This is a genomic window from Ruegeria sp. AL7, assembly GCF_056536105.1.
In genome coordinates this window covers 11345-23531 of record NZ_JBQFJF010000001.1, presented here as the reverse complement: position 1 = coordinate 23531, position 12187 = coordinate 11345, and the positions used below count along the sequence as shown (strand labels likewise).

11 protein-coding genes and 4 pseudogenes are annotated in these 12187 nt (G+C 60.3%); 5 read left to right on the top strand and 10 right to left on the bottom strand.

Annotated elements, in window-relative coordinates:
* Nucleotides 1–8: 8 nt before the first annotated feature.
* The gene (locus tag ACR3E2_RS00150; RefSeq protein WP_480482226.1) at nucleotides 9–1046 is read right to left on the bottom strand and encodes an efflux RND transporter periplasmic adaptor subunit; all 1038 of its coding nucleotides are present in this window, start codon (nucleotides 1044–1046) and stop codon (nucleotides 9–11) included.
* Nucleotides 1043–1510: a MarR family winged helix-turn-helix transcriptional regulator gene (locus tag ACR3E2_RS00145; protein WP_480482228.1), complete on the bottom strand. Its 468-nt coding sequence runs from the start codon at nucleotides 1508–1510 to the stop codon at nucleotides 1043–1045. Before ACR3E2_RS00145 ends, ACR3E2_RS00150 begins: the two co-directional genes overlap by 4 nt.
* A 160-nt stretch (nucleotides 1511–1670) precedes the next feature.
* Between ACR3E2_RS00145 and ACR3E2_RS00140 the strand changes: the two genes are divergently transcribed.
* Nucleotides 1671–2795 (top strand): beta-ketoacyl-ACP synthase III, encoded by a 1125-nt coding sequence (locus tag ACR3E2_RS00140; protein ID WP_480482230.1) that lies wholly within the window; start codon nucleotides 1671–1673, stop codon nucleotides 2793–2795.
* A gap of 105 nt (nucleotides 2796–2900) precedes the next feature.
* On the opposite strand, the gene ACR3E2_RS00135 is transcribed toward ACR3E2_RS00140, so the two are convergent.
* The 3 genes and pseudogenes from ACR3E2_RS00135 to ACR3E2_RS00125 all read right to left on the bottom strand — a co-directional run bounded on the left by ACR3E2_RS00135 (nucleotide 2901) and on the right by ACR3E2_RS00125 (nucleotide 5234).
* Entirely contained in the window at nucleotides 2901–3662 is a 762-nt protein-coding gene (locus tag ACR3E2_RS00135; RefSeq protein ID WP_480492601.1) for a hypothetical protein, read from the bottom strand.
* 28 nt (nucleotides 3663–3690) lie between these two features.
* Nucleotides 3691–4614: a hypothetical protein gene (locus ACR3E2_RS00130; RefSeq protein WP_480492600.1), complete on the bottom strand. Its 924-nt coding sequence runs from the start codon at nucleotides 4612–4614 to the stop codon at nucleotides 3691–3693.
* 159 nt (nucleotides 4615–4773) lie between these two features.
* Nucleotides 4774–5234 (bottom strand): annotated as a pseudogene (locus ACR3E2_RS00125) (hypothetical protein).
* A 355-nt stretch (nucleotides 5235–5589) separates the two neighbouring features.
* Here ACR3E2_RS00125 and ACR3E2_RS00120 point away from each other — a divergent pair.
* Nucleotides 5590–6168: a thymidine kinase gene (locus tag ACR3E2_RS00120; RefSeq protein ID WP_480482234.1), complete on the top strand. Its 579-nt coding sequence runs from the start codon at nucleotides 5590–5592 to the stop codon at nucleotides 6166–6168.
* On the opposite strand, the pseudogene ACR3E2_RS00115 reads toward ACR3E2_RS00120, so the two are convergent.
* The 5 genes and pseudogenes from ACR3E2_RS00115 to ACR3E2_RS00095 form a co-directional block, all read right to left on the bottom strand.
* Nucleotides 6165–7114: pseudogene (locus ACR3E2_RS00115) on the bottom strand (2-hydroxyacid dehydrogenase). The gene ACR3E2_RS00120 and the pseudogene ACR3E2_RS00115 sit on opposite strands and share 4 nt — an antisense overlap.
* A complete protein-coding gene (locus tag ACR3E2_RS00110) occupies nucleotides 7114–7452 on the bottom strand; it encodes a tRNA-binding protein (protein WP_267362951.1) in 339 nt (112 codons plus the stop codon). Before ACR3E2_RS00110 ends, ACR3E2_RS00115 begins: the two are co-directional and overlap by 1 nt.
* Complete coding sequence (gene proC, locus ACR3E2_RS00105; RefSeq protein ID WP_480482238.1) at nucleotides 7445–8260, bottom strand: pyrroline-5-carboxylate reductase; 816 nt, start codon at nucleotides 8258–8260, stop codon at nucleotides 7445–7447. The genes ACR3E2_RS00110 and proC overlap by 8 nt, the downstream gene beginning before the upstream one ends.
* A gap of 39 nt (nucleotides 8261–8299) precedes the next feature.
* Nucleotides 8300–8800, bottom strand: a complete 501-nt coding sequence (locus ACR3E2_RS00100; RefSeq protein WP_209598027.1) for a type III secretion system chaperone family protein — start codon at nucleotides 8798–8800, stop codon at nucleotides 8300–8302.
* A 316-nt stretch (nucleotides 8801–9116) separates the two neighbouring features.
* Complete coding sequence (locus ACR3E2_RS00095; RefSeq protein WP_050604795.1) at nucleotides 9117–9365, bottom strand: accessory factor UbiK family protein; 249 nt, start codon at nucleotides 9363–9365, stop codon at nucleotides 9117–9119.
* 97 nt (nucleotides 9366–9462) lie between these two features.
* Here ACR3E2_RS00095 and lgt point away from each other — a divergent pair.
* The 3 genes and pseudogenes from lgt to pgeF all read left to right on the top strand — a co-directional run bounded on the left by lgt (nucleotide 9463) and on the right by pgeF (nucleotide 12169).
* Nucleotides 9463–10351, top strand: a pseudogene (gene lgt / locus ACR3E2_RS00090) (prolipoprotein diacylglyceryl transferase).
* A pseudogene (locus tag ACR3E2_RS00085) lies at nucleotides 10348–11414 on the top strand (class I SAM-dependent methyltransferase). The pseudogenes lgt and ACR3E2_RS00085 overlap by 4 nt, the downstream one beginning before the upstream one ends.
* Nucleotides 11411–12169 (top strand): peptidoglycan editing factor PgeF, encoded by a 759-nt coding sequence (gene pgeF / locus ACR3E2_RS00080; protein ID WP_267362960.1) that lies wholly within the window; start codon nucleotides 11411–11413, stop codon nucleotides 12167–12169. Before ACR3E2_RS00085 ends, pgeF begins: the two are co-directional and overlap by 4 nt.
* The last annotated feature ends 18 nt before the right edge of the window (nucleotides 12170–12187 follow it).

The window sequence follows — 12187 nt, the reverse complement described above, 5'->3', positions numbered from 1 at the left end:
TCAGCCCCTCAGTTCGCGAAACCGGCAAACCGGCGCACCGTCTGACCATCCGTCAGCACAGCGCCCCCGGCCACGACGACCTCATCCCCGTCAGACAGGCCCGTCAGCACCCGGACATCGCCGGTTTGCGTGGGCTCGATGGTCACCGGGACGCGGCGCACGGTGCCCTCATCCGCCCCGACCGGGGAAAACACCATGACGTTCAGCGCGCCGTTTGCGTCGGCGACAACAGCGGTCGCCGGGACGACGATGCCTGTGCGGTTGTCCTGCACCTGAACGTTGACGGTAACGGAAGAACCGGGAAAGATTTGCAGCCCCTTTGGCGGGGTCAGGCCAAACTGGATGCGGAAAGTTTGACCGACGCTGGAGGTTTCCGCGTCGAATTCACGGATTTCCAGCGGGAAGACTTCGTCACTGACCGGGAATTTCGCAGTGATGAAGAAGTCGTCATTCTGGCCGGAGCGTTGAAACAGGATCTCGGGCACGTCGACCACGATGCGCAATTCGGACATGTCGTGAATGCGGACGATGGGCGTGCCTGCCGAGACGGTCGTAAACGCCTCGACCGAGCGGCTTGAGACCAGCGCGTCAAAGGGCGCGGTCAGCGTGGCGTGTTCCAGTTCATATTCCGCGTCGCGCAGGGCGATTGCGGCCAGCTGCGCCTCGGTCTCGGCATCGTCTACGGCCACCTGGCTGGCGGTTGTACCGCGCAGGCGCGACAGGCGGGCAACAGTGCGGTCGGCCTGTTCCTTTTGCAGCCGCGCCCGATCAAGGCGCAGCTCGAACGGTTCCTGATCCAGACGGGCAATCAGGCCATCCTTGGGAATCACGAAGCCTTCGTTGATGGGCATTTCGACAATCTGCCCCGCAACCTGAAAGGCCAGATCAACGGTCTGGCGCGCGGCGACGCGGCCAAAGAACTGCCGCGTGAAACCGGGCGCGGTTTCGCGCACCTGCATGAGTTTCACCGGTTTCGGGGTCTCTTGAGCGGCAATCGGGGTTGCCAGAATGGCCAGTGCAAGGCCCAGAGAGGTCAGGAGTTTCATTTCTTCAATCCCTCGGGAATTCCCGTTTTCAATACGTTGTCGCGGATTTTGCGCGCCAGTCGCGCGAATTCGGCAGTTTCTTGTTCGTTGAGGCCCGAGGCCCGGTGAAACAGGTCCCCGGCGGCGGCGACCAGCATGTTGCGGGCCTCTTCGCCCTGCTTTGTCAGCACCAGCAACCAGGCGCGGCGGTCTTCGGGGTCACGCCGACGCGTCAGATAGCCCGCTTTTTCAAGGGCGTCAGCTGTGGCGGTGATCGTTGATGGGACGCTTAACATATCAGCGGCCAGAACGCCCATGCGCTTGGGCTGATCCAGCTTGATCAGCATGTGGCATTCCGGGTGGCTCAGGTCTGTTTCGATACAGTCGAAGGTCTCTTCCAGTTTCCAGTACAGGGCATAGACGCCCATGATCGCCTGAATCTCGGGGCTGAGGCGGCCAAGTCTGGCACTGATATCGTCGGGCATTGGGGGGTCTCCGCGCGGGTTACGGGGCGATATACTTCAATTTCTGAACTATTCAAGATATGAAACTGCGCCCAGGAACGAATTCCCTTAGGTCAACATATCTTGATCAAATCACGCCATGACTGCATTTTGGGCGAATCCGAAACATTCAGGACCCGCCATGTATACCCCCGCCATCACCGGTACCGGTGTCTTCACCCCGGAAAACGTCATCACCAACGCCGAGCTTGTTGAAGCGTTCAACGCCTATGCCGACAAGCAGAACGCGAAGAATGCCGAGGCCATCGCAGCCGGGCAGATGGAGGCGATGCAGCATTCCTCGGAAGAGTTCATCGTCAAGGCGTCGGGCATTCAGAACCGCTACGTGATGGACAAGTCCGGGGTGCTGAACCCCGACGTGATGCACCCGACGCTGCGCCAGCGCAACGATGACGAGCCCGGGATCATGACCGAGATGGCAGTGGATGCCTGCAAGAAGGCGCTGGCGCAGGCGGGGCGCACGGCGGCGGATGTCGATCTGGTGATCTGTGCGGCCTCGAACCACGAGCGCGCCTATCCGGCGATTGCAATCGAGATTCAGCAGGAACTGGGTATCGACGGGTTCGGCTTTGACATGAATGTCGCCTGTTCTTCGGCCACGTTCGGCATTCAGGCGGCGGCGGATATGGTGCGGTCCGGTTCGGTGCGCGCGGCGTTGGTGGTGAACCCTGAAATCTGCTCGGGCCATCTGGAATGGCGCGACCGGGATTGTCACTTTATCTTTGGCGATGTGGCAACGGCAACGTTGATCGAGCGGATCGAAGACGCCAAAGGCCCGCATTTCGAAATCCTGTCGACCCGCTGTGCCACCGCCTTTTCCAACAATATCCGCAACAATAACGGGTTCCTGCGCCGGTCGCGCCCCGATGGTGTGATTGACCGCCGCGACATGCAGTTCATGCAGAATGGCCGGAAGGTGTTCAAGGAAGTGTTGCCGATGGTCAGCAAGCATATCAGCGACCATATGGAGGCCGAAGGGGTCAGCAATACCGACCTCAAACGCCTGTGGCTGCATCAGGCCAACAAGACGATGAACGACTTCATCGGCAAGAAGGTTCTGGGCCGCGAACCCGAGGCGGGCGAGCAACCCAATATCCTTCAGGATTATGCGAACACCTCATCCGCAGGGTCGATCATTGCGTTTTCGAAATACTCTGACGATCTGCAAGAGGGTGATCTGGGGCTGATCTGTTCTTTTGGGGCCGGGTATTCGGTTGGATCGGTGATCGTGAAGCGTCACGCCTGATCAGCATTCCGCAAAGCGCGGACGGCCTAGAAATCGGCCGCCAACTGAAAAACCTGAAACGCGGCCCATTCCCCACCATCAATCCGTTTGAGATAGGCGGGGGTTTCACCTTTGCCAATTGGGATTGCAGCCCGCGCCCTGAGACGCCCAGTCCCAGAATTCAGTACGGGGCGCAGCGGTGCAAAGCAGCACATAGCTTACACCCAGCGCAGCAAGACGCGGACCGGCCTGGGACGCATCCATACGCAAAACCGCAATCTGCGCCTGAATTCCGGCCCGGTTGCGGTGATAATTCCCCGCCAGAACCGAATGATCGGTATAGCGCAGCACCTCTGCCGCATAATCAAAATCGACCAGAACCATGCCGGTTGGCAGGTTTTTCAGGGCCGCGTAAGCCTCTGGCGCCTTACAGGCGGCGCCGTCGTTTTGCGAATCCTGCGCGACCTCGGCGGCGGGTGCCGCAAGGGAGGGGCGCGCAAAGCGTCCCATCTGTTTTTCCACGCTGATGCCGATCTTTGGCGAGACGCAGACAACAAAGCCTACCATAGCCAAGCCGGAAAGCGTGCGACCATGGGTTCTGTAACTGATGTAAAGGGCGCGCAGCATCTGAGCCTGAACAGCCACAAGGGACACGCCCAGAAACGTCATCATCCGGGACTGGTACAGAAACATGGAAAACCCGGTCACAATCAGCGCCAGAAACAGAAGATAGTCCATTTTGTCTTGTGACTGTCGGACAAAGAACAACGCTGCAACCGCTGTGATGACGGACATGGCGATCAGGGCCGCAGCCTCGCCCAAATGCAGTTCCAGCACAACGGTGATATTCTGCGCTTCGGCGACCTGGCTGAGCCAGAAGTCACGCATGTCCTGAGGCAGGTCCGCAATCGGGTTTTCAAGGCAGTAGGGCGCAAATGCGTAAGCGCAGCCAAGTGTTACAGCGCCTGTCGCAAGACACGCGCCGAAGCGCCCCAATAGGACCAGCCCGACCCAGGCTGCTGCACAGGCACAGCGCTGCGATCCCCGCCGGCAGGGCCACACTGATCGTCAGGGCATCGCAGCTTGGGAACAGAAAGCCCTGACGCCCTGTTGTTGCAACGCTGGCCAACAACAGGGTCAGCGCCAGCCCGGTTCCAAACACTATGGTGCGGCGGCGGGCGGCTGTGCCGGTCACGATCCAGTCAATCGTGAAGAACACCGCGATAATCGCGACCTGCACGATCGATTCGGTTCCGATGGACACCGAAAGGGCCAGACAGACACCCAGCCATCCCGCAGCAGAGGGTTTGGCCTTGCGCAGGACAAAGAACATGAGGGCCGCTGCAAACAGCAGAATCTGAACATTGTGGTGGTCAAACGAGAAATAGTCGAACTTCCGATAATGTTCGAGCGTCAGCGCACCGACCACCAGTGCCGAAATCGCGCCATTTCGCCCGCCCAACGCTGCGCCGGTGACAGCAAAGGCCCACAGGGTCAGCCCCGCCAGAAGCACCGGCCACACAAACGCGGTCACTTGCAAGGCGGTGTCGGGCGGCACGACCATCGCGGACAGCGCGTAGATCCCGGCAATCGGTGCATCGACAAGCCGGGACCAGTGCATCAGCGTGCCGTCACCGGGGCCCAGCCGATGCTGATAGGCGTCAAACCAGCCCTGTCCCGCCAGCAGGTCCTGTACCATGACCCAGCGCATCGCGTCATCAGGGCCTTCCTGATAAGCGCCAAACAGCACCGTGGCCAGAAAGAGCGCATAGACAAACAGGAACGACCGCCAAACCATACGGTCTGCGAGAATGCTGTAATTTCCCTGCATTTTCTGCATGGTTTACTGCCCTTGACGATCTTGCCTGCGCCACAGCTTATCTGAAAGACGTGACTGAATTGAGGCGCAGAGTCCGGTTGATGATCATGCCACAAAGCGCACGACATCTGCGGCGATCCGGGCAGGCGGTTTTTGGCCGATAGCTGGCCGCCACCAAGCCTAGCTGACGCTTTCTTCTTCCAGGTGCAGTTTCATTTCTATCAGGACCTGCTGAAGCAAACTGGTTTCTTTCAGCAGCCTTTTGGCTTCGTTCACCGTGATGATGCCATCTTCGATAGCGGACTGATATTCAGTCATCAACATTGCAAACCGCTGGCTGAGCGCGATGACATCCGAATTCACCCCGCCTGTGCGAGGATCCTCGGTGTTGCGTTCGCTGTAGGACAAGGTGATGTTTTTCAGATCCGCCAGCGCGGATGTCACATGCGGATAAGTTGCTGCGTTTTCAAGCCGAGCCACCGCATCCACGGGCATGAACCTGTCCGCGTGTTCGGCATTGTCCGAATAATACCGGCCTGGGTCGCCTTGGATTTTCCGGTGATTTCACAAGCAGCTTCTATTCCGACATCTTTGACCAGCGCTTCTGTGTGTTTCTTCAGATAGGCCCCGATATCTGCCATTGATTTACCTTTATTACCTGCAAACGCCCGCCCGGTGTCCAAACCGGGGAAAGCGTCGGGAAATTTCCCATACCTGAGTCATAATTGAAATGTCATACATTGACTATCCCTCAGATAAGCGGGGGATTTTGTGAGTGAGTGGCGGCAGTTCAAGCCGGTAAAGAGTGATTGCGGGGCGGTATTGTTGGGCCTTGCTTTGTTTTGGCCACATGTTGGCCGACGGCGTCGCTGTTGCAGACGCGGGGGTTCCATCCCCTACGAGCCCAGCTCGGCCTCTGCACACGCAATGGCGACGTCGCTTCTTACATCCCTTTGCTCTCTTGTTCCTTTTGGCCGGGCGTTTTAGACCCACGCCATGGCAAAGCTGTATTTCAACTATTCCACCATGAACGCGGGCAAGTCGACCGTGTTGCTACAGGCGTCGCACAACTATCGCGAGCGCGGGATGCAGACCTATCTGATGACCGCCGCCCTTGACGGGCGGGCGGGTGCGGGGCGGATTGCATCGCGCATCGGCATATCGGAGCAGGCTGACACTTTCACACCCGAAGATGATGTCTTCGCCATGATCCGGTCCCGGCTGGACAAGGGTATGGTAGCCTGCGTTTTCATTGATGAGGCGCAATTCCTGTCCGAGGCCCAGGTCTGGCAACTGGCCCGTGCGGTGGACGATCTGGATGTGCCGGTGCTGGCCTATGGGCTGCGCGTGGATTTTCAGGGCAAGCTGTTCCCCGGCTCTGCCGCCCTGCTGGCCCTTGCCGACGAAATGCGCGAAGTGCGCACGATCTGTGAATGCGGCCGCAAAGCCACGATGGTGATTCGTCGCGACGAGACCGGCAAGGCCATCACCGAAGGGGCGCAGGTGCAGATCGGCGGGAACGAGACCTATGTCTCGCTCTGCCGCAAACACTGGCGCGAGGCGGTGGGCGACTAGACCAGGTTGGGCAGCGCCCTGCCCGCGACAAAGGCCGCCACGTTATCCAGCGCCATGTGCCCCATGCTGCTGCGCACCTCATCGGTGGCGGTGCCCAGATGGGGCAGCAGGGTGACGTTTTCCATATCGCACAGGGCTTGCGGCACTTTGGGTTCGAATTCGTAGACGTCCAGCCCCGCCCCCGCGATCTGACCGGTTTGCAGCGCCGTGATCAGCGCGGCCTCGTCCACCACCTCGCCACGGGCGATGTTGATAAGAATAGCCGAGGGTTCATCGCCTCAAGAACCTGCGCATTGATCAGGTGGCGGGTTTCCGCACCACCGGGAACCGCAAGCACAAGGAAATCGACCGAGGCGGCGAGTGTTTCAATGTCAGGTGTGAATTCTGCCGGGAAATCCAGATCTTTTGCATTGCGGGACTGATAGGCTACCTGCATGGCAAACCCGAAATGACAGCGGCGCGCGATGGCCTGCCCGATGCGGCCCATACCGACGATGCCCACGCGCTTGCCGGTCACGTGATGGCCCAGCATCTGCGTCGGGTGCCAGCCCTGCCACTGCCCCGACCGCACCAGCCGTTCACCCTCACCGGCGCGCCGGGCTGTGGTCAGCAGCAGGGTCATGGCGATATCGGCCGTGGCATCGGTGACCGCGCCGGGCGTGTTGGTTACGTCAATCCCGGCCGCGCGTGCGGCATCCACGTCGATATGGTTGAAGCCAACACCGAAATTGGCCAGCAGCTTGCAGCGCGGCCGACCGGCTTCTGCAAAGATCTGCGCCGAAAACTGATCACCCAGCGCCGGGACGACCACGTCGTAATCGGCCAGAGCGGCCAGCATCTCCTGCCGTGACATGGGCAGGGTGTTTTCCCGGATGGTCACATCGAAATCGGCGCGGGCGCGCGATTCGACTGCCGGTGTCATCGGACGCGTGATCAGCAGTTTCATCAGTGCATCCGCCCGCCTGTAGGAACCTTGCCGTCGGGGCCGATCAGAACGATCTCGCCGCTGTCATCGGGAAGACCCAGCACCAGAACCTCGGACATGAACTTGCCGATCTGGCGCGGAGGGAAGTTGACGACAGCCATGACCTGTTTGCCGACCAGAGTGGCCGGATCGTAATGCGCGGTGATCTGGGCCGAGGTCTTGCGCTCGCCAATCTCGTCCCCAAAGTCGATCCACATCTTGATCGCGGGTTTGCGGGCCTCGGGATAGGGTTCGGCGCGGATCACCTCGCCCACGCGAATATCGACCTTGAGAAAGTCGTCGAACGAAATTTCACTCACGCGAGAGCTCCTTGGATCGGTTGGTTGCGGCCTTGACGGCACGGTGCAGCAGGTCGGGAAAGCCGGTTTCCTGATGCATCAGCACCTCAAGCGCGGCCTGTGTGGTACCGTTCGGAGAGGTCACGTTGATACGCAGCTGCGCCGGGTCTTCGTCGGACGCCATGGCCAGCGCCCCGGCACCGGCCACTGTGGACTTGGCCAGTTTCATCGCAAGCTCGGCAGGCAGGCCATGCGCCGCGCCCGCAGCAGCCAGGGTTTCGATCAGATGGAACACATAGGCCGGGCCGGACCCGCTGAGACCGGTGACGGCGTCCATCTGTGCCTCATCCTCAAGACGAACGGTCTGACCCACTGCCGCCAGCAGGTTTTCGGCCTGTTCCATATCGGTCTCGGAGGCGTGTGCGTTGCCGATCAGTGCCGTGATGCCCTGACGGATAGCGGCGGGTGTGTTGGGCATTGCGCGAATGATCGGGGTGTCTTGGCCCAGAACGGATTCGAAGGTGGCAATCGAGGTACCAGCCGCAACGGAAATGAACAGGCTGGACCCACCGCCCAGCGCCTGAAGGGCAGGCAGGGCTTCGCCCATCATCTGCGGTTTGACCGCAACCAGCACCACGGCGGGGGATTCGGGCAACGGTGCGTTGATATTGACGCCCTGCGCCTTCAGCCAATCTGACGGGTAGGGATCGATGACCCAAACGGAAGCTGGCGGAAGACCGTGTTCCAGCCATCCCGCCAGCATTGCGGACCCCATCTTTCCGCACCCCAGAAGCACAAGCCCCTGTTCGGCCACTCGCGTCATGTCCATTTGCCCCTCCCGCTTTACATATCGGTTCGGGGCAAAGGTTTACGCGCGGCCGTAGGCCTCTGCAATGGCCACTTGCATGGCTTCTTCTGGCCCTCTGTTGCCCCAGGTCACCAATTGGATCGCGGGGTAGTACCGCTCGGCGCTCATGACGGCGGCATTGATCATCGTGTCGATCTGGTCAGCGCTGGCCGTTTGCCCGCCTGCAAGGACCAGACCATAGCGATAGACCATCAACTTCTGGTTTGCCCAATAGGTAAACGCGCCTGCCCAGCACTGGTCGTTCATCTTGTTGAGCAGCTCATAGAGCTGCATTTCACGCTCGGCCGGTGGTTCCATTTCGAAGCTGCACACCATGCGCAGCGTTTCGTCATAGTTGGACCAGGCCAGCGTGATCGAGTAAGTGCGCCACTGCCCTTCAACGGCCATGGCAATCTGATCGTCCCCAATGCGATCAAAATCCCAGTCGTGATGTTCGGCCAGATGCTCAACAATGTCGATCGGATGAATGTCTTCTTCGAGATACTGCTCGGAAAGGGCCATAATGCCACCTCACTAATCTCTAGCATTTCGGGGCTGGCGCCCAGCGCTAGTTGCCTGCTCTACAAACCGGGCTTCCCCATAGGCCTGTACTAAATATGGTGCGATGTGGCGTAAGTTCTGGCAACCCTAATTATTGGGGATAACAGCAATAAGTTGTGGACAGAAGGCAACGGCGATCAAAATATTGGCGCCAGAGTCAGCTTTGTCTTGAATAAATTCTGCGACGCGTCAGAATACACAGCACCGCACAATCCGGGCTGGATTGCGCGGCGGAATGCTTTGTCCGAAAATTGTGGAAACAGGGAGCGCCTGGGCGTTATTTGTCCAGTTTCGCCTCGAGCGCGGCGATGCGGGCTTCGAGTGCCGCGTTTTCTTCGCGCGCCTTCTGGGCCATGGCGCGCACGGCGTCAAATTCTTCACGGGTAACGAAATCGCGGTCGGCCAGCCAGCGGTCGATCATCGACTTCATCGCGTTTTCAGCCTCTTCCCGCGCGCCCTGCGCCACGCCCATGGCGTTGGTCATCAGTTGGGACACGTCATCCAGGATCTTGTTGCGGGTCTGCATATCTGTTCTCCGATCTCGCGGTTTACATGTATATGGGCAAAGAATGGCGCGGGCTCAAGGTTGACTTGACCTGCAAACCCCGGGCAATGAGACGCACATGCAGGCTGTTCTGAATTTTCCCGATCTGTCGCCCGAACTGTTCTCGATCCCGCTGTTCGGGATGGAGTTCGCGTTAAGGTGGTATGCGCTGGCCTATATCGCGGGCATCCTGATCGCGTGGCGGCTGGCTGTTGTGGCGTTGCGCCGCCCAGCGCTCTGGCCTGCGGATGGCCCGCCGATGAAGCCCGAGCAGCTGGAGGATCTGGTCACCTGGATCATTCTGGGTGTCATTCTGGGTGGGCGGCTGGGCTTTGTGCTGTTCTATCAACCGGCTTATTACCTGTCGCACCCGCTGGAGATCGTGAAGGTCTGGCAAGGCGGCATGGCCTTTCATGGCGGATTGCTGGGCGTGATCCTTGCGTCGTACCTGTTTGCACGACGGCACCGTATCCCCGCCCTGTCGCTGGGGGATCTGGTCGCCTACACCGTTCCGCCCGGATTGCTGCTGGGGCGGCTGGCCAATTTCGTCAATGCCGAGCTGTGGGGCCGCCCGAGCGAGCTGCCCAGGCTGTCATCTTTCCGGATATGCTGCGCAGGATTGCCCCGGCGTGGTCGCAGGCATGTGCGCCCGGCACCCGTCGCAGCTGTATGAGGCCGCGCTGGAGGGTGTGTTGCTGGGGGCGGTACTGCTGTGGCTGGTCTATCGGCGCGGCGGTTTTCGCACACCGGGCCTAGTCATGGGGACGTTCCTTGCGGGCTACGGCGCGTCGCGCTTTATCGTCGAGTTCTTTCGCCAGCCGGATGCGCAGTTCGTATCGCCCGGCAATCCACTGGGGCTGGCCTGGCATGTGGGCGGGTACGGGCTGACCATGGGGCAGTTCCTGTCGCTGCCGATGATCGCGCTTGGTCTGTGGTTTGCCCTGCGGGCGCGGCGGCGGGCGGCATGAGCCTGACCGATCACCTGATCGCCCGCATCCGGCAGGATGGACCGCTGAGCGTGGCGGATTTTATGGGCGAATGCCTGCTGCATCCGACGCTGGGCTATTACACGACCCGTGATCCGCTGGGGGTTGCAGGGGATTTCACCACAGCGCCGGAAATCAGTCAGATGTTCGGAGAGCTGGTCGGGCTGTCTCTGGCGCAGAGCTGGATGGATCAGGGACGGCCCGCACCGTTTACCCTGTGTGAGCTGGGGCCGGGGCGCGGTACCCTGATGGCCGATATTCTGCGCGCTACACGAACGATTCCCGGATTTCACAAGGCGGCGCAGGTAGTTCTGGTCGAAGCATCGCCTATATTGAAACAGGTGCAGGCTGAAACCCTGAACGAATACGAGGCGGCCTGGATCGACATGATCGCCGACCTGCCCGACCAGCCGCTGTTGCTGGTTGCCAACGAGTTCTTTGATGCCCTGCCCATCCGCCAGTTTCAGCGTGACGGTACGGGCTGGCGCGAGCGTCTGGTGGGTGAGCGTGACGGCGGGTTGACTTTCGGACTGGGCGCAATCGGGCCGCAGGTGGCGCTGAATGACAGGCTGTTGGATACCAAGGACGGTGATCTGGTCGAACTGTGTGCTGCTGCAATTCCCATTCTGACCGTAATCGCGGGGCGGGTCGCCAGCCATGGCGGCGCGGCATTGATTGTGGATTATGGCGACTGGCATTCGCTGGGCGATACCTTGCAGGCTCTGCAAAACCACGAACATTCCGATCCTCTGGTATCGCCCGGTCAGGCCGATTTGACCGCGCATGTGGATTTTGAGCCTTTGGCCGTTGCGACCCGCGCCTGTGGGTGCAGGCATACACGCTTGACACCGCAGGGCGTCTTCCTTGAGCGGCTGGGGATCACCGCCCGCGCGCAAGCCCTGTCCAAGGCGCTGAGCGGTTCCGAGCTGGATGCGCTGATTGCCGCGCATCGGCGGTTGACGCATCCTGATGAAATGGGAAATCTGTTCAAGGTGATGGGCCTTTCCCGGCCTATGCAGCCCCACCACCAGGATTGGAACCATGACGCTGGAAATTCTGACCTCGGATCTGCTGTCGCCATTTCGCCATGGGTTCTTTACCCGTCGCGGCGGCGCGTCTTCAGGAATTTTCAGCGGGTTGAACTGCGGTCAGGGGTCCTCGGATCAAACCGAGATTGTCGCGCTGAACCGGCGGCGGGTGGCCGACGCGATGGAGGTGGACCCCGAGGCAATGGTCGCGGTGCATCAGGTTCATTCCCCAACGGTTCTGACAGTCCAAGCCCCGGTTGACGGTGAAAAACCCAAAGCGGATGCCATTGTCACAGCAACACCCGGTCTGGCCCTGACGATCCTGACGGCCGATTGCCAGCCGGTTCTGTTCGCCGATCCCGACGCGCATGTGATCGGTGCGGCCCATGCCGGGTGGCGCGGCGCGCTGGACGGTGTTCTGGAAGCGACGCTGGACGCGATGGAGGCGCTGGGAGCCGACCGCAGCAATATCTGCGCCGTGATCGGACCCAGTATTTCCCAGCGCGCTTACGAGGTGGGGCCAGAGTTTCTGGACGCGTTCCTGGCGGATTCGCCGGACAACAGCCGCTTTTTTGCCAATGGTGAAAGTGACCGCCTGCAATTTGATCTGCCCGCCTTCGGGCTGCACCGGCTGCGGCAGGCGGGAATCGGACAGGCCGAGTGGACCCGGCACTGCACATATTCCGACCCTGACAGGTTCTATTCCTATCGCCGATCAACGCACGCGAACGAGGTCGATTACGGGCGGTTGATTTCCGTCATAAGATTGTGATCTTCGTCCAGATTTAGG